Genomic DNA, 26,780 nt, shown 5'->3' on the forward strand with positions numbered 1-26,780 from the left:
ATTCAATTAGTACACAATTTAAAGGCGCCTTGGCAGAGTGGCTATGCAGCGGATTGCAAATCCGTGGACCTCGGTTCGACTCCGGGAGGCGCCTCCATTCTTACTCCATATCCTATTCTAAAGTCTCTCTTTTTGAGCGCTTCATCACTGACATACCAGGCCTATTTACACGTTGTAAATTCATAAGACTTTAATGATTTCTTGTAGTTAACTGACCTTAAAGTACCAAGGCGTTACACTCTGTATCACGGTCAATCTTCCCAATAAAATAATCACTTCAAAATTAGTAAGTTAACCATTGGCATAAACTATGCTCACTGGCCTCTGTCTCTTAAAACGCACTTAGCAGTATGCGTATTCTTTTGCTCAGAAGGACAGAACGATGAATAACAGTCTATTGCAGCACCTGCCTCGGCATGGGGCAGTTATCGCACTTGGTATGTTTTTATATGCCAGTCCATCTCACACACAAGCCGCTGGTTGGGATTTTGGCGATGATTATGAACGCCGATGTATGGCAGATGCCTATCTTCTCAAACCAGGAAACTCCTTACCCCAAAACCAATTGAACTGTACCGCTAACGACGTTGAAATTACCAATGTTGTACCAGTGGGAATCAGTGAGTGTACGCCCGGCCAAATCGTTAGCTTTGATGCGGATGTTACCATTCGAACCAATGCAAAAGAGCGTTACGATACCACTTTTTATCTTCCACTCACGCCAGAATCACCCCAAGTTGTTCAAGGAGGAGCGGAGAATTGTAGTCTCATATTACCCAAGCCAGGGGATAGCGGAGCCGATCAAGATGTTAATATTGACGGCGACGAATGTGGGGACATCATCAAAACCAACACAGGCGACCAGTACGTGCTAGTCAATGAACGTATAAATATGCTCTGTGTCGATAATGATGAAGATGGTCGTGCAGATTTCTCATACTGTGCTGCCTGGGACAATATTGAAAGAAGCAATTGTACTGTTGATGATAGCAACTTCTCCTCAGGCCAAATCCCCAACACAAAATCTAAATGTAACTGTGACACGTTCAATATTGATCTGTTTATTAGACCTAATCCACCGGCAATTAACAAACAAGTGGTATCAGCAACCAGTGTTTCAGAACCCGGTGGCAAGTTCGACTATACGTTAAGCTTTACTAACCCAAGCACCGCTTCATCACTGTTTGTTACTTCGCTAATTGACGAAGTCTCTGTTGTTCCAGTGAGCAGTGCGCCGGCGGATTACTCGGTAAATTTACTCTTACCACCAGTATCAACGCCCACGCAGTCTGATCCAGATGGTGTTTACCTTGTAGCAAATACATGTCACACACAACCGACCGAAGTAGTGCCTTCTGCAACGTTTAGCTGTGCATTTTCTGTGTATGTCAAAGACATCGATCTAGATAACACGACTAAAACTGAGGTGTATCGAGATGTTGTTAATGTTGGTTTAGCTGACAAAAATAATGAACCAGTTGGCGATGGTTCGACATGTCCTACGTGGCTGAGTTCTGGCGATGGCAGTAATTGTAGTGGGCCTATTGACGTGACCATCACTAATGTTATGCCAAGTGTTAACCTCCTTAAAGAAGGTGATGTGGCTGCAGTAACAGAGCCGGGTGGACCAGTAACTTATACTGTAACGATTACGAATACGTCATCTTATTTTGACTCGCCAGTGTCTATCGATTCCCTCAGCGATAATTTGTTTGATATCTCGAGTGGTACCGGAACTTGTACCACAGGAGCTACGCTGAATGCTGGTGAACAAGTCGTGTGTACTTATACAACTAATCTTATAGGCAACTTTGGTGATGCAGCCATTGTCAATGAGGCTAGCATTACGATCTCGGACAATGAGGGTGACACAGCAAGTAGCAGCAATACACATGCTGTTGCGATACTAGATGTTCCTTCTAGCATTTCGTTAACTAAACTGGCGACACCGAATTCTGTACCGGAAACTGGAGACGATCCATCTGTTGTTCGTGCTATTGACTACACCTTCACCATTACAGTGAATAGCTCCGGAGTTGACACAGTGACATTTAGTTCGTTGCTAGATGATAAATTTGGTGAGCTAGTCGATGAATGTTTGGTAGGCGGTTCAACTAAGTTAAGCGAGTATGTGGCAGATCCAGGAGAAATGCTCTCTTGTGTAATCTCCCGTGATCTACAGGGCAGTGCAGGTGATAGTCATGTGAATATAGCGAATGTCAAAGGTGTCGACGCTGATGGTCAGATGGTTATGGCTGTAGCGACTGAAACGGTCAACTTTACCGATGTGATGCCAACTCTTGAACTCGCGTTTGCGCCGCGAATCGTTGTGGTCTTGCAGATCAAGAATACCAGTATCGAAAACGTTAAGTTGTCTGGTCTCACATTGTTTAGCCAGAACGTGCTAGAGGATGATGTCGTCGATGACGGTTTCACCTTCAGAAATGTAGGAGGCACCTATAACGAAGTGTTCTATCCAGCATGTGAACTCAATAAAGATATAGAGTATGCCGGTTCAGGTAACGACACTTACTTGTGTGCCTTTGTCGTGGACTTCGAGGCAGGTCTTGATGACGTAACCGCGGTTAACTTTAATGCTAACGCTGGAGATGCAGTCGTTGTCAGTGTCAAGGATGACCAAGATAATACGGTTAGCGGAAATGTATCCGTTCAACTCGTTACTCAGGAATAAAAATATGAGCGTACATTGCCATTGGTGATGTACGCTTTCGCTCAAATTTACGCTTTTCATTTCAAGTTTGGTTAACCGCCAAGCGAATCATTGAACTCTTATTTTTCGTCGAATATTAAGTTTGTCTTAAAATGCGAGCTATCTATCTCATTGGAGGCTGATTTCTACGCCTACCTATCTCCACCCCCTCGACTACGCCTCAGGCTGGTCAGTCTAAATGTTGTGCGCTTGATTGCATTTTGTAGGGTTTTTTACGTCCAGTAGTGTGAATTGTGTTCAATGAAAAGGTTATTTCATCAATTTCAAAAACTTTAGTAACATTTTTCACATTTTGTTCGGCAGGACCTTTTTTAGGATAGAGACAGGTCAAGTCTTTGATGTAAGACGCCTCTTTTCCCTCTATAACAAAAGGTTTAGAAAGTGGACAATAAAAAACTAAACATGACAGTGGTTGCTAAAACCCTAATACCTCTGCTCTCAGCAGCTGTATTAGCAGGTTGTAACTCGAGTAGTGATTCTGGTACGGATGCTGGCGGAAACACGGGTAATATTGAAGGTCTATATCAGGCGGGTGAAAACGAAGTTGTAATCTACTACAAACGCGATGTAGCTGCGCAATCTGGCGGGACATATGATGGCTGGGGCTTGCACCTTTGGAATGGCGAAGGGTGTGAGAGTACAGATTTAGAAGCGATGAGCATCGCAGAGGGTGGCACATCATGGGATAGCCCATACGCTCACTCTGGTATCAGTGATACTTATGGTGCTTATTACGTACTTAAAGTTAACCCAAATGCGTCAGACCCTCATGAGTGTATGAACTTCATTTTGCATAAAGGTGACGAGAAAGCGTTTGGTGGCAACAACCTTAAAGTTGAACTTCGCAACTTAGATGAAAACAAAGGTATCTTCGGCTTCCATGGCAGCAGCAAACTTTACTACGCACCTATTGAAGAGCGCCCGGTAGTGATTGATGGCCGTTCTGCACACTGGATTGATGCAGATACTATTGCTTGGGAATCAGCAGGTTCAGCGAGCAAAGTGGCACTTTACCACAGCAAGACGGGTGGTATTGAGCTTGATGAAGACAAAAACATCTCTGGTGGTGAAAAGCTTGATCTATCCATTGGTGGCGATCTAAATGATTCGCAGAAAGAGCGCTTCAGACACCTAGCAAGCCTAAAAGCTGTAACGAATAACTTTACCGCGGCTGAGGTTCACGACCTTCTCAAAGGACAAATTGTTCTTGTTGCATATAACGCTAATGACGAAATCATCTCTGCAACTGAAGTTCAGTCAGCGGGCGTACTAGACTCTGTCTACGCTTCAGAAGATGCAGGTGACGCAATGTCTGAAGAGCTGGGTGCGATCGTTGAAGGTAGCTCGGCAACCTTCAAACTTTGGGCGCCAACGGCTCAGTCTGTGTCTCTTGAAATCTATGATAACGATAAAGGTCTAGAAGAAACGATTACTATGAATGAAAACACCGACAATGGTGTTTGGTCTAGTGATCCTGTTTCTGGCGCAGTTGGTAAGTTCTACCGCTATAAAGTGACGGTTTATCATCCAACAACGGGTAAGGTTGAAGAGCGTCTAGTGACTGACCCGTACTCTTTGAGCGTATCTGCAAACTCTCTCTATTCTCATGTTGTTGATCTTGATGATCCTGATCTAGCTCCTCAAAACTGGGGCGCTGCCTTTACTAGTCCAACAACGAAAGATATTGACCACGTACTTTACGAGTCACACATTCGTGACTTCAGCTTTAGCGACACTAACGGTACTACTGCAAACAACGGCAAGTACCTTGCATTTACTGAGTCAGAGCGTGAGTCAGTAAAACACCTACAAGCGCTAAAAGACGCAGGTATGACAACTCTGCACGTGCTGCCAGCATTTGATATTGCAACTGTCGATGAAGTGAACCGCGTAGATATCACAGATACTGTTGGTGACTTGTGTGAAGCTAAGTCAGACGCTGCTATTTGTGCGACGGGTAACATGGGTGACACCATTGAATCCGTGCTTGAAGGCTTTGATAGCTCAACTGGTGATGCCCAGGCGTTGATGAATGACCTTCGTATGCTGGATAGCTTCAACTGGGGTTATGACCCGTTCCACTACACGGTGCCTGAAGGTAGCTATGCAAGTGACGCTGACGGCTCTGCACGTATCAAAGAATTCCGTGAAATGGTTCAAGCAACTCATGACATGGGACTCAAGTTCGTTATGGACGTGGTGTACAACCACACTAATGCATCGGGCGTGAATGATAAGTCAGTACTAGATAAAATTGTCCCAGGATACTACCACCGTCTAAACATCAACACGGGTGACGTAGAAATGTCTACGTGCTGTGATAACACAGCAACTGAAAACCTAATGATGGGTAAACTTATGATCGACTCACTAAAAGTGTGGGCGAACGATTATAACGTAGACGGTTTCCGCTTTGACTTGATGGGTCACCAACCTAAAGACCTAATGGTAGAAGCGCTAGCAGAAGTTAAGAAGATTGACCCGGATACTATCTTCTACGGCGAAGGTTGGGACTTCGGTGAAGTTGCAAACCATGCTCGTTTTGAGCAAGCAACCCAGATCGCAATGGCTGGTACAGGTATCGGTACCTTCTCGGATCGTCTACGTGACGCTGTTCGTGGCGGTAGTCCGTTCGACGGTGGCGAAGACACAGATGGTCGCCGTTCACTTAAGTACAACCAAGGCTTTGGTAACGCTGCTTACATGAACGATGAGGTTGAAGACTCTGCTGCAACAACTAAGGCGATGCTTCATAACCAAGACCTAGTTCGTCTGGGTATGGCAGGTAACCTAGCGACTTATGTACTGCTTGATTCACAGGGTGAGACTAAGCTAGGTAAGAACGTAGACTACAATGGTGCACCTGCTGGTTACACAGAGCAACCTTCAGAGAACATCTCTTACGTTTCTAAGCACGATAACCAAACGCTTTGGGATAACAATGCCTATAAGATTGCGTCAGGTACATCGTCTGCAGAGCGTGCGCGCATGCAAACAGTCTCTCTGTCTACTGTGATGATGGGCCAAGGTATTCCGTTCATCCACATGGGCTCTGAGCTACTTCGTTCTAAGTCAATGCAACGTGACTCTTACGATTCGGGTGACTGGTATAACCGCGTTCGTTTCGACGGTACAGACAACAACTGGAACGTTGGTCTACCTCGTGAAGACAAAGACGGTTCAAACTGGAACTTGATCAAAGAGATCATCGCAGATTCGACGGCTAAGCCAGATGCAGACGATATCGAACTGTCTAAACAGCAGTTCATGGAGCTACTTACTATCCGTAACGACAGCGAGCTGTTCCGCCTTGCGACCGCAGCTGAAGTTAAGAATCGCGTAGACTTCCGTAACGTTGGCGCAGACCAAACTCAAGGTCTGATTGTGATGACGATTGATGATGGTACAAGCGCTGGTGCTGATTTAGATAGCAAGTACGATGCGATTGTGGTTGTGATTAACTCAACGGCTACAACTCAAGACTTCACTATCGAAGATACTGCAGGGTTTGTTCTGCACGATGTTCAGAAAGCTTCTGCTGATGATATCGTGAAGACGGCAGAGTTTGCGGATAGCACGTTCACTGTTCCAGCACTAACGACAGCAGTATTTGTTCTGCCTCAAAACGGCGCACAAGGTGCTGGTCTACCGGTAGACATGTCGAATAAAGATGTATCAAACTTGCCTCCTTATGGCGAGACTGATGTGTATGTTCGTGGTAGCTTAACGGGTGATAGCTGGCCTGCGATTGACGAGTTCAAGATGAGCTTCGTTGGTAACGGCATCTATACGTTGACTGTTGGTTTAGATGCGGGCAATCATGAGTTCAAGTTTGCAGATGCAAACTGGGGTGATGTAAATATCCCTTGTGACTGGGCTGACCAAGCAAGCGACTCTATCGACCTTGGTACAGAAGGTAACTGTAAGCTATCTGTTGAAACAGCAGGCAAGTACACGTTCACTCTTGATGCGTCTTACATGCAAAACGATACAGCAGATAAACCAGTAGTTTCCGTTGTTGCGGCACCAGATGCGCCAACTTGGGGTGATACAGCACTATACCTACGTGGCGATGTCACTGATTCTGGTTGGGCTGCGATTGATTCTGCTAAGTTCACCTACGTAGCTAACGATGTGTACGCACTTGAAGTCGCGTTAAGCGCGGGTAACTTTGACATGAAAGTAGCAGACTCTGGTTGGTCAGATGCAACTATCTTTGCTCCGGATGCAGAAGGTGTTTCAGTTGAGTTCGGTACGCCACTAACACTGGGCGTTGGTCCAGCAACTAAGAACTTAGGCATTGCAATCCCGAGCGCAGGTGATTACCGCTTCGAGGTTAACTTTGCTGACAAGAGCGCACCAGTGCTTACCGTTACACAGCTATAAGGTTTTGTAACCGATAACTAAAAAGGCAGCGATCATTCGCTGCCTTTTCTCATTGTGTCGGTATTAAATGGAGTTAGGCGATTGATGTTAGTCGACTACCACCGCGGTACCACTCGCCGATACCATCAACATACCATTCCCACTACCCAGTACTTCATAATCGAGATCCACGCCAACCACTGCGTTCGCGCCCATGTCGCTGGCTTTTTGCTCGAGTTCTTTCAAAGCAATCTCACGCGCTCTTTGTAGCTCACGCTCATAAGTACCAGAGCGACCCCCGACGATGTCACGTAGTCCTGCAAACATGTCTTTAAAGACGTTAGCGCCCAGTATTGCTTCGCCGGCAATCACGCCTTTGTAGTTAACAATTCTTTTTCCTTCAACGGTTTGTGTTGTTGTTACTATCATGCGTTGTTCCTTAATGAAGAGTTCCTTAATGAAGAAAGAGATGGTGTGTTATTCACCATAGCAGCTTGGTTGGATTAGAGAAAAGTATCAATTATGGAATCAAAGGGTGCATCACAGTGTCTTGTGAAGTGTTTTGTAGAGGTGGGGTTTGGGGATATGAGATATAGAGAAGGAGAGCAACGCTCTCCTTCTCAAAGATTATTTCTTAACTGGGGTGTAACCGTACTCTTCGATCAACATCTGCCCTTCGGCTGAAAGAACATATTTGATGAACTTGTCTGCATCGTCATCGATATCGTCTTTCTTGTGCAGCAACAAGAATGGGCGAGCCAGTTTGTATTTACCTTCCGAGATATTTTTGGTTGAAGCGTCAATGCCTTCGAACTGAATCGCTTTAACTGAGCGGTCTACTGAGCCTTCAGAGATAAAACCAATCGCGTGTGGGTTGTGGTTCACAATGGTTTTTACCATGCTGTTGCTATTAACGACCAAGTTGGTTGGGTTGATATCTGAAACGGTTCTGTCGTTAATGACGCGAGTTAGACCGAGAAGGTTTTCAAAGCTTGCGCGAGTACCTGATGAGGCTTCACGAGTTACTACTGCGATCTTTTGATCTGGACCACCAAGTTGCTTCCAGTTGGAGATCTTACCTTTATAGATATTGAACAGCTGCTCTCGAGTTACGTTTTGAACTGGGTTTGCAAGGTTAACGACAACCGCAAGACCGTCGTAGGCGATTGGAAAGACTTCTAGAGACTCATTATTTTCTTGAACTGTGAGATAACGGCTGCTCATACCAATGTCGGTCGCGCCTTTTTCCAAAAGAGTGATGCCTGCGGTTGAACCCACGCCTTGCACTGCAACGAATGTGTTTGAGTTTTGGTTGTTGTATTGTTCTGCTAAAACATCCATTACTCGCGCAACAGAGGTTGAACCTGAAACGTTCACTTCTTCTGCCTGAACATGGGCAATGCTGGTAATAGAGAGTAGGGTGGCTAGCGCGATGCGAAGCATAGGAAAACTCCAAATAAAGTAAGAATTTGCCACATCATATTTCGTTAGTGTGACACTTTTGTGAATTGGCGAAACTCGCTGTTGGGCTGGCTCCCAAAAACATTCTTTTGGACTATGCAACGCTAACAAACTACCCAAAAAGCAGTTATATTAAATGTATCTAACTAGAGGTGTGGTGTATGACGCTTATTCAAATGTCACAGTGCCGTTTAGAGCGGTGTGCGGAGATTGTTTGCAGTAACCGTAATCGCAGTATGCCCGTTGAACTCGGAAAGTCTCTATTTGAAATGCTAGAGCAGGGCGTAGTATTTTCTAAAGCACACTATCTGCTTGATTCTACTTCTTCGAGTTACACCAGTGCAGTAGCCAAGGTCGAACTGGATCCAAATGATCAGAATTGGTTGGTGTTTGTTCCCGATGAAGAAGACGGCGAAACTTGGATACCTTATCCGTTTCTTGGCAAAAGTTCAGATCTCACCGCCGTTATGCGAGAAATCGAAAAAGACCCGAAGGCGTACTTCTGGTAAAGCGTTTGAGAGTTATGTATTAAAAGATACAAAAAATGGGAGCCTAGGCTCCCATTTTTGCGAATGGAGAATTACTTCTCTTCTTCGGTCTCTGTCGCCGTCTCTACCTCAGCAGGTAACTCAGCAAATACCTCAACAGGTTTAGCAACTAGGCTACGCGTCTCTTGGTTTACATCTGAAAGTACGACTTTCAGCGTGTCGCCTAAGCGATAAACCACTTCTTTATCGATCGACACTGTGCCTGTTTCGTTGTTGCTTTCGATACGCTCTTTGTTGGCAACGATTAGCGGGTTAGGGATGAACACACCAGCGCCATTTTCTAGAAGACGAGCACGCATGCCTGCACGGTTGATGTCGAAGATCTCAGCAGTGAACTCTGTTCCAGCTTTTGGTTCGTTTTCAAGAGTACGAGCGTACAGCCAATCACCGACGGTTCTTTCAGCGATCTTGTGGTGCTTACGGTGAATAGCGAGCTCTTCGCCTAGCGCATCATCTGGCTTCTGAATTGGTTCATTACCAAGGATCAATGCTTTGAGAAGACGGTGGTTAACCATGTCGCCGTATTTACGAATCGGAGAGGTCCAAGTCGCGTAAACATCCAGTCCCATCGCGAAGTGCGCATCAGGCTGGTTGCTGATTTCGCTGTAGGCTTGGTACTTGCGAATACGGTTGTCTAAGTAGCTTGACTCAAGCGCACCAAGGTCGCGACGAAGCGCTGCAAAGCCTTCGAGTGTCGATAGAGATTCAGCGGTATACGTCGCTTCTTCCTTATCTTGGTTTACAAGTTCTACCACGTCTTTTAATTTGTCAGCTTTAAAGCCTAGGTGGGTGTTGAACACGCCGTAACCAAATGCTTTGCTAATTGCACGACCCGCACAGATATTAGCCGTGATCATCGACTCTTCCACTAGGCGGTTAGCTGTACGGCGCATATCCGCGTGAATAGCGACGACGTCGTTGTCTTCACTTAGTTCAAAACGATAGTCTGGACGATCTGGGAATACAACTGCGTGAGTTTCACGCCAATTGGCTCGTGCTTTGGCAAACTCGCTCAGGTCAGTCACAACTTTAGCGATCTCTTCTGTCGGTTGCCATTTTTCACAACTGCCTGTTTCAAGCCAATCCGACACATGGTCGTACGCTAAACGAGCATGTGACTTGATGTTGGCAGCGAAGAATTTGATGTCATCTGCAATAACACCATCGGCATCAACGGTCACTTGGCAGCAGATTGCTGGGCGTACTTCATTCTCAATGAGAGAGCAAAGGTCATCAGCAAGGTCGCGAGGTAGCATCGGAATGTTTCGACCAGGTAGGTAGATAGTAAAGCCACGCTCGCGCGCTACTTTATCCATATTATCTTCTGGAGTGATGTATGCAGTTGGGTCAGCGATAGCAATCGTAAGTTCGAACTGGCCATCTTCTCTCTTTTTCGCATACAGTGCATCGTCCATATCTTTGGTGGATTCACCATCGATAGTGACGAAAGGCATGTCAGTTAGGTCAATGCGCTCTAGTGCTGCGTCATCTTTAATTTCCCAAGTATCAAGACCTTCTGGCTCAGTGTTTGGCAAATCGTTTTGCGCCAAGGTTACCCACCAAGGAGCAATCTTGTCATCAGCATCAGTGATCTTCTCAGTGATTTCAACAAAGAAACCATTGTCGCCTTTAAGAGGGTGTCGAATAAGCTGAGCAACAACCCAGTCACCTTCTTTTAGCTCATCTGACTTAAGACCTTTGATGGTCTTAGCTTTCAACGTCAGCTTCTTTAGTTGCGGATGATCGGGTGTAACGTTCAGTTTGCCTTTAAACAACTTAACGCGACCAATAAAGCGGGTTACGCCTTGCTCTACAAGCTCTTGAGGTTCTGCTACTTCACGCTCTTTTTCCGTACGAATGATCGCGACAACTTTATCGCCATGCATACACTTCTTCATGTACGGAGGCGGAATAAAGAAACTGTTTTTAGCGTCCACTTCTAGGAAGCCAAAACCTTTCTCAGTCGCTTTGATGGTCCCTTCTTTTTTAGGAAGGTTTTCTTGAATTTGCTGCTTAAGTTGAGCGAGTAACGGATTGTCTTGAAACATGTAGCGTTTATATACCTTTGCTTGAGAGAAGCGATTATTGCGGTGGATTCTACCATTGGATTGATATGGCGTCACACACAAGTTGAAGTAAATCGAGACAGGACAGTCGCAGCAATAGTTAAGTTGCTAAGTCCCTAAAAGCATGAATGTTTGTTTTCTAACCGAGAAATGTGTCAGTTTGACTATGGTTTATACAGATTTTTGTCATTGAGGAGAAAATTGTGATGTATTTCAATTTTTTCTAGCTTTTTTTGTGCTTTTAGGGAATAATCCGCCTCCTTGTTTACGTCCCTAGCGGCTTGATGCGATTTGTTACTTATCCGCATCTGAATGGAATCAGCTCTTAATCGATTGTTTTTAGAGACAATCTGGATCAGTTTGGAATTGGTAGAGCTCGTGGGACCTAGTTATTAATCTAAGAATGGGATCCCAATGACAGATTCTACTATCCAGTTTAGCGATTTAGCGCTGAACGACGCAATCCTTTCTGCTCTTGACGGAATGGGTTTTGTTTCTCCAACGCCTATCCAAGCTGCAGCTATTCCTCACCTTCTAGAAGGTAAAGACGCGCTAGGTAAAGCACAAACTGGTACTGGTAAAACAGCTGCTTTCTCTCTTCCTCTACTTAACAAGCTAGACCTTGGTCAACGTAAGCCACAGGCTATCGTTCTTGCCCCAACTCGCGAACTAGCGATTCAGGTTGCTGCTGAAGTTAAGAACCTTGGTAAAAACGTTGCTGGTCTTAAAGTTCTAGAAATCTACGGTGGTGCATCTATCGTTGATCAAATGCGTGCACTTAAATCTGGTGCTCACATTGTTGTTGGTACTCCTGGCCGTGTTCAAGACCTTATCAACCGTGACCGTCTACACCTAGACGAAGTACACACGTTTGTTCTTGATGAAGCTGATGAAATGCTAAACATGGGCTTTGTTGACGACGTAACAGAGATCATGGAGCACGCTCCAGAAACAGCACAGCGCGTACTTTTCTCTGCAACTATGCCTCCAATGCTTAAGAAGATCGTTGACCGTTTCCTTCGTGAGCCTGAGTACATCGACGTTGCTGGTAAAAACCACACAGTTGACAAAGTAGAGCAGCAGTTCTGGGTTGTTAAAGGCGTCGAGAAAGACGAAGCAATGTCTCGTCTTCTTGAAACAGAAGAAACTGACGCGTCAATCGTATTCGTACGTACTCGTCAAGATACTGAGCGTCTTGCAGATTGGCTATCAGCACGCGGCTTCAAAGCAGCGGCACTGCACGGTGACATTCCTCAGTCTCTACGTGAGCGTACTGTTGATCACATCAAACAAGGTGTTATCGACATCCTAGTTGCGACTGACGTTGTTGCACGTGGTCTAGACGTTCCACGTATTACGCACGTATTCAACTACGACATCCCATTCGATGTTGAGTCTTACATCCACCGTATCGGCCGTACTGGTCGTGCTGGACGTAAAGGTAAAGCGATCCTTCTAGTTCGCACTAACCAAATCCGTATGCTTCGCACTATCGAGCGCGTAACTAAGTCTTCAATGGAAGAAATCCAACTTCCTCTACGTGACAAGGTTGCAGAAGCTCGCCTCGTTAAACTTGGTGAAGAACTAGCTCAAGAAACTGAGCACAAGTCACTAGACAAGTTTGCTGAGCTTGTTGAGAAGCTACAAGAAACTCTAGAGATTGACGCAGCAACACTTGCGGCAATCCTTCTTAAGCGCCAACAGGGTAAACGTCCACTGTTCTACATTGGTGAAGACCCAATGATCGCTGCTATCGAGCGTGACAAGCAGCGTCGCAAAGAGCGCCGTGAAAACCGCGATCGCGACGGTGGTCGTGACGGCGGTCGTAACTTCAACACTCAAGACTGGGATACGTACCAACTACAAGTTGGTCGCGAGCAGGGTGTTCAGGTTAAAGACATCGTTGGCGCACTAGCAAACGAACTAGGCCTAACTAAAGGTTCTATCGGTGCTATCAAGCTAGACCGTGAATCAACTTACGTTCAGCTTCCAAAAGCAATGACTTCAGACGTTGCTGGTAAGCTACAGAAACTACGTATCCGCCAAAAAGAAGCGGGTGCGGTAGTGGTTGATTTCAACGACTTCCGTGAGCCTCGTGGTCGTCGTGACGGCGGTCGTCGCGATGGTGGCGGCTACCGTGGTAATCGCGATGGCGGTGGCTACCGTGGCAACCGTGACGGTAACCGTGAGGGCGGTCGTGGCCGTGGTCGTGATGGCGAGCGTCGTTTTGATCGTAACCGTGGTGGCGATCACCGTGGTAGCCACCGTGGCGAGCGTTCATTCTCACGCAACCGTCGTGATGAAGCTTAAAAATAGTTGAGCACTCAAAAATAGTTGAAAGCCGAGCGTAAGCTCGGCTTTTTTGTATGATGAATATGCAACCTGTCTGCGAAGCTACTATAATCAAGGGATGCAATCGATTAAATTCAAATCGTGAATTAAATAATATGTTGATCATCATCAATAAATATCATTTTGATACAATCGAATTCTTAAAAGAAAGTTGAAACATTCAAAAAATATTGAATAATACTACTAATGTTTGGAAGTCGACTTCCATCAATGCTCAATAACAGGATAAATCCCCCCATGTCTAATTCGTTTGTTCTCGTAATCAACTCTGGTAGCTCATCTTTGAAGTTTGCCGTGATTGATTCACAAAATGGTGAAGCAGTACTTTCTGGTCTTGGCGAGTGCTTTGGCCTTCCTGAGTCTCGTATGAGCTGGAAATTCAATGGTGAAAAAACTGAAATCGCTATCGAAGGCGATGACAGCCACCACAAAATTGCTATCAGCAAGCTAGTAGGTCTGACTGATGAACTAGGTCTGCAAGAGAACATCGTAGCTGTTGGTCACCGTATCGTTCACGGTGGTGAGAAATTCACTAAGACTGTACGCATTAACGAAGAAGTGACGGCGGAAATCGAAAAACTTGCGGATCTTGCTCCACTACATAACCCTGCAGGTGCTATCGGTATCCGAGCTGCGATGGAAGCGTTTCCTTCTCTTCCTCAGTTTGCTGTGTTCGACACTGCATTCCACCAAACTATGCCTGAGAAAGCATTCACTGGCGCAATCTCTAACGAGCTTTACAAAGAGTACGGTATCCGTCGTTACGGTTTCCACGGCACAAGCCACTACTTTGTAAGCCGTGAAGCGGCGAAAATGCTGAACAAACCGGTTGAAGAATCGAGCTTTATCTCTGTTCACCTAGGTAACGGCGCATCAGTATGTGCTATCAGCAACGGCGAAAGTGTTGATACGTCAATGGGCTTTACTCCGCTAGCTGGTCTTATGATGGGCACGCGCTCTGGTGACCTTGATCCAGGTATCATTGAGTTCTTGATGAAAAAAGGCTGGAGCCAAGAGAAAGTTTTCGAAACGCTTAACAAAAAATCTGGTTTCCTAGGTGTATCTGGTCTAACGTCAGACGCACGTGGCATCCTAGAAGCGATGGAAGAAGGTCATGAAGGCGCGAAACTAGCGTTCGAGGTATTCACATACCGCGTAGCTAAGTACATCGGTTCTTACATGATCCCACTATCTAGCCTAGATGCAGTAATCTTCACTGGCGGGATTGGTGAGAACTCTCTAGACATCCGTCGTGAAATCCTAAGCAACCTAAAACTACTAGGTTTCGTTGAAGATACGAAAGGCAACGAAGATGCACGCTTCGGTAACGCAGGCATCATCGGTAAATCTGAACTGCTAGACGCGGTTGCTATGGTTATCCCAACTAACGAAGAATTCGTTATCGCTCAACAATCTGTTGAACTGCTTTAATCATTAGATACCCCAATATCTATTGACCCTCGACCCGAAGTGCCTGACTCCGGGTTTTTTTGTATCTATCGGATTGACCTTCATTACCTGCTTCGTAAACTATTGATCAAAAGCATTATTTATACATGAATTGTCTAAAGGGATTTTGATGTCTACAGTCATATTAAAGGGTTATATAGAAGTTCCGACAGAAGAGCTAAATGTGGTAACAAATGCATTGGTTGAGCACGCAAGGCTAACCGAGGCAGAGCCGGGTTGTTTAGTCTTCAAGGTATCTAAGCATTCGACTATTTCAAATAGGTTTGATGTCTATGAAGAGTTCGAAGATCAAAAGGCATTCGAACATCATCAGCAGAGGGTTCTTTCTTCGGAGTGGGGCCAGCTAACGGTAAATGTAAGACGCTTCTATGACGTAGTGATTCGCGAATAACAGCAACTCCTCATTAGGGTTAAGGAGCAGGGAATATGTTATGGATTATCACCAAATACCTGTTCACAGCTGGCGTAGTAGTATTGATTTCTGAAGTAGCAAAGAGAAGTGACAAACTTGGCGCTTTGATCGCAGCGTTACCTGTGGTGACCATTCTTGCTTTAATCTGGATGTATGTAGAAGGGCAAGGTCAGCAAAAGCTAGCCAATCATGCTTACTATACCTTTTGGTATGTATTGCCGACGTTGCCAATGTTTCTTCTCTTTCCACTCCTGCTGAGTCGTTATTCTTTTTGGTGGTCCCTGGGTGTCGGGGCATTGGTATCGATAGGGTGCTTCTTTGTCGTTGTCTATATAGCGAAAGGTATGGGTATCGAACTGCTATGATGGAAGCGTCAATATGGCGTTTGAGAGCGTGCCACCTTTGAATTTGGTGCTTTGCCTAAAGTCTTGGCGATATAATGAGCTGTTCTAACTACTTCCTCTAAGTTGACACCAGTATTGATACCCAACCCCTCACATAGATACAGAACATCCTCTGTCGCCACATTACCGCTTGCGCCAGGAGCATAAGGGCAGCCTCCGAGTCCAGCCACACTGCTATCAATGGTGTTGATACCCATTTGTAAAGCTTGAAAAATGTTGGCGAGGGCTTGGCCGTAGGTATCGTGGAAATGGACGGCAAGGTTGTGGGCTGGCAATAAATGGGATACCGACTCAATCATTCGAGCAATTCTTAAAGGTGTTCCTGTCCCAATCGTGTCGCCCAACGATACCTGATAGCACCCGAGATCACTCATTACCTTTGCTATGGAGGCTACTTGAGCGGGCTGGGTTGGACCTTCGTACGGGCAATCAGCGACGCATGAGAGGTACCCTCGAACTTTGATATTTTCAGAAGCCGCTAGAGCGATAACGGGCTCGAAGCGCTTTAGGCTTTCGTTGATGGAGCAGTGAATATTATTCTGACTGAACGTTTCGGATGCAGAAGTAAATACGGCAACTTCGTCAGCGCCCGCCTGAATGGCTTCTTCTAAACCTCTTAAGTTTGGGGTAAGGGCTGAATAGGTAATATTCGGCTTTCTGTTAATCGCCTCAAAGACTTCAGCGGAACTCGCCATTTGGGGAATACGTTTTGGAGAAACAAACGCGCCTGTTTCAATGTAACAGAGACCAGTTTGGGAGAGTTTATCAATTAAGGCGACTTTGACGTCGAGAGGCACCATTTTTTCATTCTGCAGCCCGTCTCTCGCACCAACTTCAACGATGTTGACCTGTTTTGGTAAAAGCTTGTGCAAGCTTGTTGAGTGGTCGTCGTTTCTCATGTTTGCTATTCCTTCCAAACCCAGCCTGGTGTTGTTTTTGAGAAGAACGATTGCAGTCCATGCTGGCCATCTTCAGAGACTCTTGCGTCTGCGATAAGCTCTGCGGTGTGATTGATGAGAGGATCTTCGATATGAAAATGGCATTTTTTAATTAATGATTTTGTGTTTCGGATGGCAGATGGACTAGAGGATAGGATTTGTTTGGCTATGTCCGCCGCAACACATTCAGAATCGCCGTCCTGTGTCAGTTCATGAAAAAGACCCAGTTCAAGTGCTTGTTTTCCCGTGATTGTTTCAGCGGTCAGCAAGTATCGTCTTGCCGAGCGAGATCCAATGGCTCGAACGACATAGGGGGCTATAGTAGCGGGTATCAGACCAATCTTTACTTCGCTAAAGCAGCAAAGACTAGACTCTTCGCCAATGACGATATCGCAGCAGCATAGTAGCCCTAACGCTCCTCCAAAGGCGCAACCCTGAACGATGGCGATAGTTGGCACTGGAATGTTATCCAGCGATGACAACAGTAGCGCAAGCCGCTTGGCGTCTTGGACGTTCTCTTCACGACTGTTATTAGCCATTGATTTCATCCATGCTAAATCAGCACCAGCAGAGAAGTGTTTGCCTTCTCCTTGCACGATCAAACACCGGACATTTCGTTGGTTGGAAAGAGAATCTAGCGCGGCTATGAGTTCACTGATCGTTTTGCTGCTGAACGCATTTCGTTTGTCAGGGCGATTCAAAGTAATGGTAGCGACACCAGACGCGGTGATATCAAGACGTATATGGTCACTCATAGCTTTCCCCTACATTCGAAAGATACCAAACTCACTGTCGGGTATAGGCGCATTGAGCGAGGCTTTGAGAGCTTGACTCAACACGCTGCGTGTTGTTTTAGGGTCGATGATTCCATCATCCCAGAGCCGCGCACTCGCGTAGTAGGGGCTACCTTCTCGCTCGTAGCGCTCAACAATACTTAGTTTGTAAGCTTCTGCTTGAGCAGGCTCCCATTCTTCACCTTGACGCTTTTTCACATCATGTTTCACCTGAGTGAGGACATTAGCGGCTTGTATCCCACCCATTACCGATATACGAGCATTAGGCCATATCCACATCATAGTTGGGTCATACGCTCGGCCGCACATCCCATAGTTTCCCGCACCATAGGAACCTCCGATGATCACAGTGAACTTAGGGACGTCTGCACATGAAACGGCCATGACAAGTTTGGCTCCGTGCTTAGCAATGCCGCCTTCTTCGTACTGTTTTCCAACCATGAATCCGGTGATGTTTTGTAAGAAGAGCAGGGGAACCTTACGCTTGGCACATAACTCGATAAAGTGCGCCCCCTTTTGAGCAGACTCAGAGAATAGGATGCCGTTGTTGGCGACGATACCAATTAGCTGACCTTCAATTCTAGCGAAGCCACATACCAGGGTTGAGCCATAGAGTGCTTTAAACTCATCGAAATCAGAACCGTCTACTAATCGGGCTATCACTTCTCGGACATCAAATGAGAGTCTTAAATCGCGGTTGACGATGCCATAGATGTCTGTGATGTCGTATTTGGGAGGAAGAAATGACGCTGCTGTTGCTTCATCCAAGGATTGGTTGGTGTTTGAGACCGCTTCTCGAGCGAGTTCAATGGCATGACTTTCTGAATCAGCATAATAGTCCGCAACGCCAGACTTTTTGCAGTGAACATCCGCGCCACCAAGCTCCTCATCTGTCACTTCTTCTCCTGTCGCAGCCTTGACCAGTGGCGGCCCCGCCAAAAAAATCGTGCTTTGCTGCTTCACCATAATCGACACATCAGCCATGGCGGGTACATAGGCCCCACCAGCGGTACACAAACCCAGAACGACGGCGATCTGCGGGATTCCCTTTGCAGACATGCGAGCTTGATTGAAAAAGATCCGCCCGAAATGCTCTTTATCCGGAAACACTTCGGCTTGATGTGGCAGGTTAGCACCACCTGAATCTACCAAGTAGATGCAGGGTAGGTGACATTTCGCTGCGATTTCCTGTGCTCTCAAGTGCTTTTTTACGGTTAAAGGATAGTAAGTCCCACCTTTCACCGCTGGGTCATTCGCGACAATCATGCACCTTACGCCCGATACATGGCCGATGCCCGCAACAACCCCTGCACAAGGTACTGACTCATCGTAGACTTCCCAAGCGGCAAATTGGGCGATCTCAAGAAACTCCGAGCCTTTGTCAATGAGAGCTTCAACGCGTTCTCGCACTGGCAACTTGCCTTTCTTGCGTTGACGCTCAATCGCCTTTTCTCCGCCGCCTTGCTTAACTTGGGCGAGATTAGTTTGCAGCGTCGAGACTAGGCTCTCCATCGCGACAGTATTATCTTTGAATAACTCAGAATCAGGCTTAATTTTGGTGATAATTTGTGGCATAGCCTCTCCTTAACGCGACTCGTCAAAAAGCTCTCGACCAATCAGCATCCGACGAATTTCGGAGGTCCCTGCGCCAATTTCATAGAGTTTAGCGTCTCTCAATAGTCGACCTGCAGGATATTCGTTGATATAACCGTTACCGCCGAGTAGTTGAATCGCATCGAGCGCCATTTGCGTTGCTAGTTCAGCGGTGTACAGAATGACGCCTGCAGAATCTTTGCGGGTTACTTTGCCTCTATCGCAAGCGTTAGCAACCGCATACAGATAAGAGCGAGCAGCGTTGCAACGGGTATACATATCAGCAAGCTTGGCTTGAACTAACTGAAACTCACCAATGGCGCGTCCGAACTGTTTGCGTTCATGAACATAAGGAACGACGAGATCAAGGCAGGCTTGCATAATGCCGACGGGGCCGGCAGCTAGGACGACGCGTTCGTAGTCAAGGCCGCTCATCAATACCTCGACGCCTTGGTTTACTTCACCCAACACATTCTCAATCGGTACCTTGCAGTCTTGGAATACCAGCTCACAGGTGTTTGAACCGCGCATACCAAGTTTGTCGAGTTTTTGAGCATGGCTGAATCCATCAAACTGCTTCTCGATGATAAAAGCAGTAATACCGTGTTGCGCAGCGTTCGGATCGGTTTTGGCATAGACAACTAGCACATCGGCATCGGGACCATTAGTGATCCACATTTTGCAGCCGTTAAGTAAAAAGTGGTCTTCGTGGCGCTCGGCTCTTAACTGCATACTCACCACATCTGAACCAGCATTTGCTTCACTCATTGCGAGCGCGCCAACGTGCGACCCATCAATGAGCTTTGGCAGGTATTTTTCACGTTGATGTGTATTGCCATTTCTGTATATTTGATTGACACAAAGGTTTGAGTGCGCGCCATAAGAAAGAGCGACGGAGGCGGAAGCTCGGCTGATTTCTTCCAAGGCAACGACGTGAGCAAGGTAGCCCATATCTGCGCCGCCATACTGTTCAGCGACGGTAACGCCGAGTAAGCCCATGTCTCCTAGTTGTGACCACAATTCATTTGGAAAAGCATTTTGCCCATCGATTTGAGCGGCGAGAGGCGCGATACATTCGTTCGCAAACCCGCTCACGTGTTCACGAAGTAGGTTGATGGATTCATCTAAGCCAAAGTCCATGGGGCGATACTGAGCGAGCATAATTCCTCCTCATACTGGACATTGACCTAGTCACGAACGCTTGTTGCGCAATGGTTTACTGAGCGTTCTAGTCTTTTGCTAATGCGTCTTCGCAGCGTTTTCGCGCAACGGTCAAGTCTTCCAGTAGTGTATTAATGTCATCGAGCTGTCTTTTGAGAACGGCTTCTTTCTCGTCAATGATCTTCAACATTTTGGTGAGTTGGTCACCTTCTTGATGAGTATCATAAAGCTCAAACAATTCCCTGATCTCTGCGAGTGAGAAACCTAGGCGTTTTCCTCGCAGTATGAGTTTAAGGCGTATTTTGTCGCGTCGATTGTAGAGACGCATACTGCCGCTTCGGTCCGGTTGGATTAGACCTTCATCTTCATAAAAACGAATGCTTCTTGTCGTAATATCAAATTCTTTTGCGAGTTCGCTGATCTTATAGGTTTCCACGGTACTGCTCTCCGATTAACTGGGCTCAGGTCAGTCTTCACTCTACCACTGCTGTATTGAGTAAAGATAAATTGACAAGTTAGCAACTTGTTTCTTTACGTTTACGTAAATGTTAGTGCTATGCTTACGTAAACGTCAAGCTAATCATTAACAATGAAGTGGGTGAGGAAGCAAGGTGATGGATAAGCATGTTGAAGACAACGAAGTCTGGATAGTTGCAGCGAAGCGAACGCCGATGGGAAAATTTCAGGGTGATCTTGCTTCATTTAGTGCGACGGATTTAGGAGGCATCGCAATTAGCGCGGCGCTGAAAGAATCTGGGCTAGACGTAGACGTCGTTGATGAGGTCGTAATGGGCTGCGTGCTGACTGCAGGCGTTGGTCAAGCTCCGGCCAGACAAGCTGCTCTGAACGCGAATCTCAATCTCAACACGCCTTGCACAACCGTCAACAAGGTGTGTGGGTCGGGGATGAAAGCTGTGATGATGGCGACCACTCAGATTCGCACGGGGGAAGCTGCGTGTGCGGTAGCGGGCGGGATGGAGAGTATGACCAATGCGCCATACTTGTTGCCGCAAGGGCGTAATGGCATGCGTATTGGGCACAAAACGACTTATGATCATATGTTCCTAGACGGGCTTCAAGATGCCTATGACGGCGAGCTAATGGGTGTTTACGGTCAGAGAACCGCCGATGCACTCGGCTACAGCCGTGAACAAATGGATGAATGGGCGGTACGCTCAGCAATGAGAGCGAAAAGTGCCATAGAAAATGCCTCGTTTTCACAAGAAACCGCCAAGATCCAATTAGATAACAACACTTTTATATCGAATGATGAGCTACCCAGTTCTATCCGAGTCAGTAAAATCCCCTCGCTAAAACCCGCTTTTGATAGCAGCGGTACCATCACAGCAGCAAACTCCAGTGCTATTTCGGACGGGGCTGCGGCATTAGTGCTGATAAGCAAAGCAAAAGGCCTAGACTTGGGACTCGCGTCGCTCGCTGTTGTTAAGGGACAGGTAACAGCTGCTAGAAGACCTTCAGAGTTTACACTGGCACCCATGGATGCCATTCAAAAGCTACTCAAGCAGCTCCAGTGGAATAAAAACGATGTTGATCTTTGGGAGATCAACGAAGCCTTTGCTGTTGTCACTCAAATAGCAATTGACCAGCTAGAACTCGACCCAGAAAGGGTCAATGTTAAAGGTGGTGCTTGCGCCTTAGGGCATCCAATCGGTGCGAGTGGCGCCCGAATTCTAGTGACGCTCATACATGCGCTGAGAGAAAGAGCACTCAAATCAGATAAACCTCTAAAAGGAATTGCCACTTTGTGTATTGGTGGCGGTGAGGCAACCGCGGTCGCCATCGAAGTACCGAATATTTAACGGACATTATGAGGACTTACTCATGACCAACAACGTTAGAAATTTTATTGATGGTCAAGCCATCGTCTCTAATGCGACAGAATGGCTTGACGTCACTGACCCGAGTACCAACGATGTCATTGGAATGGTGCCACTGACGCCGATGGACGAGATGGAAGCCGCCATTGAGCAAGCTGTTTTAGCTCAAAGAGTGTGGCGTGAGGTGGCAGTGTCAGAACGTGCTCGTTTAATGCTTCGTTATCAGCACTTACTGAAAGAGCACCACGACGATATCGCAGCAGTGCTCTCCAAAGAAACAGGCAAGACCCTGGCAGATGCCAAGGGTGATGTGTGGCGTGGGATCGAGGTGGTGGAGCAAGCAGCAAACATTGCCTCAAATATGATGGGCGAAACCGTCGAGAATGTGGCGACAGATATCGATAGCTATTCGCTCATTCAGCCACTTGGTGTGTGCTGTGGTATTACTCCGTTTAATTTTCCAGCCATGATACCGCTTTGGATGTTCCCGATTGCCATAGCAGCAGGCAATGCCTTTGTTCTCAAGCCTTCAGAGCAAGTTCCTTTTACCGCATTAAAACTCGCTGAGCTATTCCATCAAGCGCGTGCGCCAAAAGGTATTTTGCAGGTTATTCATGGGTCGAAGCCCCAGGTTGACTACTTGCTAACTCACCCAAACATTTGCGCGGTTTCATTTGTTGGTTCAGTACCCACCGCTCAATACATATATCAAACGGGAACGGCAAATCACAAGCGAGTACAAGCCTTTGCGGGCGCGAAAAACCATATGGTGATCATGCCTGACGCAAATAAAGAGCAGGTTATTGACCAATTGGTGGGTTCGTCGGTGGGCGCAGCGGGGCAGCGTTGCATGGCGATTTCCGTAGCGGTGTTTGTCGGTAGCGCAAATCAGTGGATTGATGAACTTAGTGATGCAATGAAGACGATCCAGCCTGGCGCATGGAATGATGCCTCAGCCGCTTATGGACCACTTATTAGTAAACAAGCGAAAAAACGTGTGTTGGATCTAATTGAAAAAGGGAAGTCAGAGGGAGCGCAGTGCCTGCTAGATGGCTCCAACAGTACTGTCAAAGGTTATCCGAACGGAAACTGGGTCTCTCCAACTTTGTTTAAAGGAGTGACACCAGAGATGGCGATTTATAAAGAAGAGATATTCGGACCCGTATTGGTGTGTATAGAGGTGGACCGCTTAGAGGAGGCAATTGCTTTGGTAAACGCCAATCCATACGGCAATGGTACGTCTATCTTTACAGCGAGCGGTGGAGCTGCACGCAAATATCAACATCAGGTGCTCGTGGGTCAGGTAGGGATCAATGTTCCGATCCCAGTTCCGCTACCATTTTTTTCATTTACAGGCTGGCGCGGCAGCTTCTATGGCGATCTTCATGCCTACGGTAAACAAGCCGTTCGTTTTTACACCGAGACCAAAACCGTTACCGCAAAATGGTTTGAAGAAGATGTGTCTGATGGTCCCAATTTAACGATTCAGCTTCGCTGAAAAAAGGTGAGCTTCGCAAATGGAGGGTAAATGATGGATTTTGAACTTAACGAAGACCAGCGAGCCTTTGCGGACACAGCAAGTCAGTTCGCAACAGAGAGCCTACTTCCAAATGCTGCAAAATGGGACGAAGAATGCCATTTTCCCAAAGACGTTCTAAGACAAGCGGGTGATATTGGTTTTCTTAGCCTTTATACACCGGAAGAGCAAGGTGGGCTGGGGTTAAGTCGGCTAGATGCGTCCATCGTTTTCGAGCAGCTAAGTATGGGCTGCACATCGACGACAGCTTTCATGACGATTCACAACATGGTGACGTGGATGGTCGCCAGCTTTGCGGACGATACCGCTCGTCAGCGATTTGTACCTAAGCTTATCTCTGGAGAATGGCTTGGCTCATACTGTTTAACTGAGCCTAATGCTGGTTCCGATGCAGCGTCACTCACTACAAATGCGAGTCTTGAGGGCGACTATTACGTGCTCAATGGCGCTAAAACTTTTATCTCTGGTGCAGGAGATACTGAAGTGTTGTTGGTGATGGCGAGAACCGGAGAGGTCGGCGCAAAAGGGATTTCTGCATTTGTACTGGATGCAGATTCCGAAGGAATCAGCTTCGGCCGTAAAGAGCCAAAGATGGGCTGGAATAGCCAACCCACAAGAGCCATTACTTTTCAGAACGTGAAAGTACCAGTGAATCAGTTGTTGGGTCGTGAAGGTGAGGGCTTTACATTTGCCATGAAAGGTTTGGATGGTGGGCGTATCAATATCGCGACCTGTTCAGTCGGGACCGCGCAGCACGCGCTAAACCAGGCGACTCAATATCTGCAAGAAAGAAAGCAGTTCGGTCAACCTCTAGCGAGCTTTCAAGCACTCCAATTTAAGTTAGCTGATCTTGCTACTGAGTTGGTCGCAGCAAGGCAAATGGTTCGCTTGGCAGCGTTCAAGCTCGACGCTGGGCACGCAGATGCCACGACATATTGCGCGATGGCGAAACGCTACGCGACCGACGTTGGCTTTAAGGTATGTGACGGTGTACTTCAGCTATTTGGTGGATATGGCTACATCAAGGAGTATTCGTTAGAGCGTCACTTCCGAGATGTTCGTGTTCATCAGATCCTTGAGGGTACCAACGAAATCATGCGCCTCATCATTGCAAGGCGATTGCTAAATAGCAGTTACCCGATCGAATAGTGCTACCTTCAAAATGAGCGGATAAGGAGAACGCCTCATGTCTGAGTCATCATTGATTCCTCATCAGATACAGGACCACGTTGCAACGATCACGATCAGCAACCCGCCAGCGAACACCTGGACGGCGGCAAGTCTCAACAACCTAAAAAGCTTAGTCGATGAGCTGAACGCTAACAGAGAGGTCTATGCTTTAGTTATCACCGGGCAAGGAGAGAAGTTTTTTTCTGCTGGTGCAGATTTAAATGTGTTTGCAGGCGGCGATAAAGAGAGTGCTTGTTTGATGTCACGCACTTTTGGTGAAGCGTTCGAAGCCTTATCAGAGTTTCGTGGAGTGTCGATCGCCGCCATCAATGGCTACGCTATGGGAGGAGGCCTAGAAGTCGCGCTAGCTTGTGACATTCGTATTGCTGAGTCACACGCTGTGCTCGCCTTGCCTGAAGCGAAAGTGGGATTATTGCCTTGTGCTGGTGGTACACAAAATCTCACGGCGTTAGTCGGGGAGGGCTGGGCAAAACGAATAATCTTGTGTGGTGAGCAAGTTTCAGCGCAGCAAGCATTGCAAATTAAGCTGGTTGAGGAGGTTGTAGATAAGGGGCAAGCCTTAGCAGCTGCGAGTAAGCTTGCTAAACAAGTCGCCAATCAGTCGCCTTCATCAGTAGCAGCATGTAAAACGCTAATTCAAAGCAACCGAGGTCATTTTATATCACACGGTTTAGTCAAAGAGCGCGAGTTATTTATTCAATTATTCGATACCGAGGATCAAGCAGAGGGCGTGAATGCATTTCTAGAGAAACGTCCACCTCAATGGAAGAATCGTTAGGAGGTTTTATGGCACCAGTCCAGTTCCAGGAAGTTAGCTGTGACAATGGCAATGTGATTGGTATTGCTACACTCAATAATCCGAAGGCGCTCAACGCACTGACCTTCGACATGTTAGTGCTGTTGAAGCAGCAGTTAGAGGTGTGGCATGAGGATGACAACGTACTTTGCGTTCTATTGGATGGCTCAGGCGATAAGGCCTTTTGTGCTGGGGGCGATGTACGCGCTCTGCATGACAAGATGAAACAGGGGCCTTTAGACGATGCAAAAGCCTATGGCGAGCAGTTTTTTGCGACCGAATACGAGTGCGACTACCTAATCCATACTTATTGCAAACCCATCATTGCATGGGGAGAAGGTATTGTCATGGGCGGAGGAATGGGGCTGTTTATGGGGGCGAGCCATAAGGTGGTAACGCCAGACTCTCGACTCGCGATGCCAGAGATTAATATCGGTCTCTTTCCCGATGTAGGTGCCACCTATTTTTTAAATCAACTAGAAGACAATATTGGTCTGTTTCTCGGACTAACTGGCGTTATGATGAATGCCACCGATGCGTTAGATATCCATCTCGCTGACCATCTAAACGCGCCTTCTGATAAACAGAGATTGATAGGACAACTTCAAAGCGCTGAGTGGGATAGCGTTGAAGACAGCTATGACTACATCACTGAAATCCTTAGCGAGTTATCCGACAAGGCCAATATCGCTAAGCCTGAAGCGCAGCTTAAACCACTACTTCCTGATATATCGTTAGCATGTAACTCAGATAACCTCACCGATGTATACGCCAATATCATGGCGTTACCTTGTCACGAAAAGTGGATGGAGGCTGCTAAGCAAAACCTTATGGACGGTAGCGCTATTACAGCACACATCTGTTTTAGACAAATCAAGAATTACAGTCACTTATCTTTAGCCGACTGCTTCCGACTTGAGCTAATCCTCGGACTTAGAAGTGTTCTTCTCGGTGAGTTTCAGGAAGGCGTGCGCGCTCGTTTAGTTGATAAGGATGGTATGCCGAACTGGAAGTATCAACATGTCAGCTTGGTGGATAGAAGCGTCATTGATGAGTTATTCACCTCATTATGGCGCGATGAAGAGCATCCTCTCGCCAAACTTGGACACTATTGAGTCAACTA

20 protein-coding genes and 1 tRNA gene are annotated in these 26,780 nt (G+C 46.7%); 13 read left to right on the top strand and 8 right to left on the bottom strand.

Features of this window, described 5'->3' with window-relative positions:
- The first annotated feature begins 23 nt into the window (after nucleotides 1-23).
- From LY387_RS23775 to pulA, 3 genes are all read left to right on the top strand, one after another.
- Nucleotides 24-97, top strand: a tRNA-Cys gene (locus LY387_RS23775).
- Nucleotides 98-382: 285 nt separating this feature from the next.
- The gene (locus LY387_RS23780) at nucleotides 383-2,692 is read left to right on the top strand and encodes a DUF7507 domain-containing protein (RefSeq protein WP_234496638.1); all 2,310 of its coding nucleotides are present in this window, start codon (nucleotides 383-385) and stop codon (nucleotides 2,690-2,692) included.
- Between the two features lie 420 nt (nucleotides 2,693-3,112).
- Nucleotides 3,113-7,117 carry a pullulanase-type alpha-1,6-glucosidase gene (gene pulA / locus LY387_RS23785; RefSeq protein ID WP_234496639.1) on the top strand — a complete coding sequence of 1,335 codons (4,005 nt, stop codon included), beginning with the start codon at nucleotides 3,113-3,115 and terminating at the stop codon, nucleotides 7,115-7,117.
- A gap of 87 nt (nucleotides 7,118-7,204) precedes the next feature.
- Here pulA and LY387_RS23790 read toward each other — a convergent pair whose 3' ends face one another.
- The gene (locus tag LY387_RS23790) at nucleotides 7,205-7,525 is read right to left on the bottom strand and encodes a heavy metal-binding domain-containing protein (RefSeq protein WP_234496640.1); all 321 of its coding nucleotides are present in this window, start codon (nucleotides 7,523-7,525) and stop codon (nucleotides 7,205-7,207) included.
- Between the two features lie 198 nt (nucleotides 7,526-7,723).
- On the bottom strand, nucleotides 7,724-8,539 hold the full coding sequence (locus LY387_RS23795) for a phosphate ABC transporter substrate-binding protein (protein ID WP_128649045.1): 816 nt from the start codon (nucleotides 8,537-8,539) through the stop codon (nucleotides 7,724-7,726).
- Between the two features lie 179 nt (nucleotides 8,540-8,718).
- Between LY387_RS23795 and LY387_RS23800 the strand changes: the two genes are divergently transcribed.
- Complete coding sequence (locus LY387_RS23800; protein ID WP_042470331.1) at nucleotides 8,719-9,066, top strand: DUF3024 domain-containing protein; 348 nt, start codon at nucleotides 8,719-8,721, stop codon at nucleotides 9,064-9,066.
- Between the two features lie 71 nt (nucleotides 9,067-9,137).
- Here the strand turns inward: LY387_RS23800 and rnb are convergent, their stop codons facing one another.
- Nucleotides 9,138-11,153 (bottom strand): exoribonuclease II, encoded by a 2,016-nt coding sequence (gene rnb / locus LY387_RS23805; RefSeq protein ID WP_234496641.1) that lies wholly within the window; start codon nucleotides 11,151-11,153, stop codon nucleotides 9,138-9,140.
- A 432-nt stretch (nucleotides 11,154-11,585) separates the two neighbouring features.
- Here rnb and LY387_RS23810 point away from each other — a divergent pair, with 432 nt between their 5' ends.
- The 4 genes from LY387_RS23810 to LY387_RS23825 all read left to right on the top strand — a co-directional run bounded on the left by LY387_RS23810 (nucleotide 11,586) and on the right by LY387_RS23825 (nucleotide 15,770).
- Entirely contained in the window at nucleotides 11,586-13,481 is a 1,896-nt protein-coding gene (locus tag LY387_RS23810; protein ID WP_234496642.1) for a DEAD/DEAH box helicase, read from the top strand.
- 279 nt (nucleotides 13,482-13,760) lie between these two features.
- On the top strand, nucleotides 13,761-14,954 hold the full coding sequence (locus LY387_RS23815; protein WP_234496643.1) for an acetate/propionate family kinase: 1,194 nt from the start codon (nucleotides 13,761-13,763) through the stop codon (nucleotides 14,952-14,954).
- A gap of 148 nt (nucleotides 14,955-15,102) precedes the next feature.
- Nucleotides 15,103-15,384 (top strand): putative quinol monooxygenase, encoded by a 282-nt coding sequence (locus LY387_RS23820; protein ID WP_234496644.1) that lies wholly within the window; start codon nucleotides 15,103-15,105, stop codon nucleotides 15,382-15,384.
- A gap of 35 nt (nucleotides 15,385-15,419) precedes the next feature.
- Nucleotides 15,420-15,770 carry a DUF3147 family protein gene (locus LY387_RS23825; protein WP_234496645.1) on the top strand — a complete coding sequence of 117 codons (351 nt, stop codon included), beginning with the start codon at nucleotides 15,420-15,422 and terminating at the stop codon, nucleotides 15,768-15,770.
- An 8-nt stretch (nucleotides 15,771-15,778) separates the two neighbouring features.
- On the opposite strand, the gene LY387_RS23830 is transcribed toward LY387_RS23825, so the two are convergent.
- The 5 genes from LY387_RS23830 to LY387_RS23850 all read right to left on the bottom strand — a co-directional run bounded on the left by LY387_RS23830 (nucleotide 15,779) and on the right by LY387_RS23850 (nucleotide 20,731).
- Nucleotides 15,779-16,708 carry a hydroxymethylglutaryl-CoA lyase gene (locus LY387_RS23830; protein WP_234496646.1) on the bottom strand — a complete coding sequence of 310 codons (930 nt, stop codon included), beginning with the start codon at nucleotides 16,706-16,708 and terminating at the stop codon, nucleotides 15,779-15,781.
- A gap of 5 nt (nucleotides 16,709-16,713) precedes the next feature.
- Nucleotides 16,714-17,502, bottom strand: a complete 789-nt coding sequence (locus LY387_RS23835) for an enoyl-CoA hydratase-related protein (protein WP_234496647.1) — start codon at nucleotides 17,500-17,502, stop codon at nucleotides 16,714-16,716.
- A 9-nt stretch (nucleotides 17,503-17,511) separates the two neighbouring features.
- Entirely contained in the window at nucleotides 17,512-19,116 is a 1,605-nt protein-coding gene (locus LY387_RS23840) for a carboxyl transferase domain-containing protein (RefSeq protein WP_234496648.1), read from the bottom strand.
- 9 nt (nucleotides 19,117-19,125) lie between these two features.
- Nucleotides 19,126-20,295 carry an isovaleryl-CoA dehydrogenase gene (locus tag LY387_RS23845; RefSeq protein ID WP_234496649.1) on the bottom strand — a complete coding sequence of 390 codons (1,170 nt, stop codon included), beginning with the start codon at nucleotides 20,293-20,295 and terminating at the stop codon, nucleotides 19,126-19,128.
- A 67-nt stretch (nucleotides 20,296-20,362) separates the two neighbouring features.
- The gene (locus LY387_RS23850) at nucleotides 20,363-20,731 is read right to left on the bottom strand and encodes a MerR family transcriptional regulator (protein WP_128650128.1); all 369 of its coding nucleotides are present in this window, start codon (nucleotides 20,729-20,731) and stop codon (nucleotides 20,363-20,365) included.
- Nucleotides 20,732-20,909: 178 nt separating this feature from the next.
- Between LY387_RS23850 and LY387_RS23855 the strand changes: the two genes are divergently transcribed.
- From LY387_RS23855 to LY387_RS23875, 5 genes are read left to right on the top strand one after another with little or no spacing between them, the layout of a single operon-like run.
- Complete coding sequence (locus tag LY387_RS23855) at nucleotides 20,910-22,115, top strand: acetyl-CoA C-acyltransferase (RefSeq protein WP_234496650.1); 1,206 nt, start codon at nucleotides 20,910-20,912, stop codon at nucleotides 22,113-22,115.
- Between the two features lie 22 nt (nucleotides 22,116-22,137).
- Entirely contained in the window at nucleotides 22,138-23,631 is a 1,494-nt protein-coding gene (locus LY387_RS23860) for a CoA-acylating methylmalonate-semialdehyde dehydrogenase (protein ID WP_234496651.1), read from the top strand.
- A 33-nt stretch (nucleotides 23,632-23,664) separates the two neighbouring features.
- Complete coding sequence (locus LY387_RS23865; protein ID WP_234497841.1) at nucleotides 23,665-24,819, top strand: acyl-CoA dehydrogenase family protein; 1,155 nt, start codon at nucleotides 23,665-23,667, stop codon at nucleotides 24,817-24,819.
- A 37-nt stretch (nucleotides 24,820-24,856) separates the two neighbouring features.
- Nucleotides 24,857-25,639, top strand: coding sequence for an enoyl-CoA hydratase (locus tag LY387_RS23870; protein ID WP_234496652.1), 783 nt, complete (start codon nucleotides 24,857-24,859; stop codon nucleotides 25,637-25,639).
- Between the two features lie 8 nt (nucleotides 25,640-25,647).
- Nucleotides 25,648-26,772: an enoyl-CoA hydratase/isomerase family protein gene (locus tag LY387_RS23875; protein WP_234496653.1), complete on the top strand. Its 1,125-nt coding sequence runs from the start codon at nucleotides 25,648-25,650 to the stop codon at nucleotides 26,770-26,772.
- Nucleotides 26,773-26,780 lie beyond the last annotated feature (8 nt).

Source organism: Vibrio maritimus (assembly GCF_021441885.1).
Taxonomy (GTDB): Bacteria; Pseudomonadota; Gammaproteobacteria; order Enterobacterales; family Vibrionaceae; genus Vibrio; species Vibrio maritimus_B.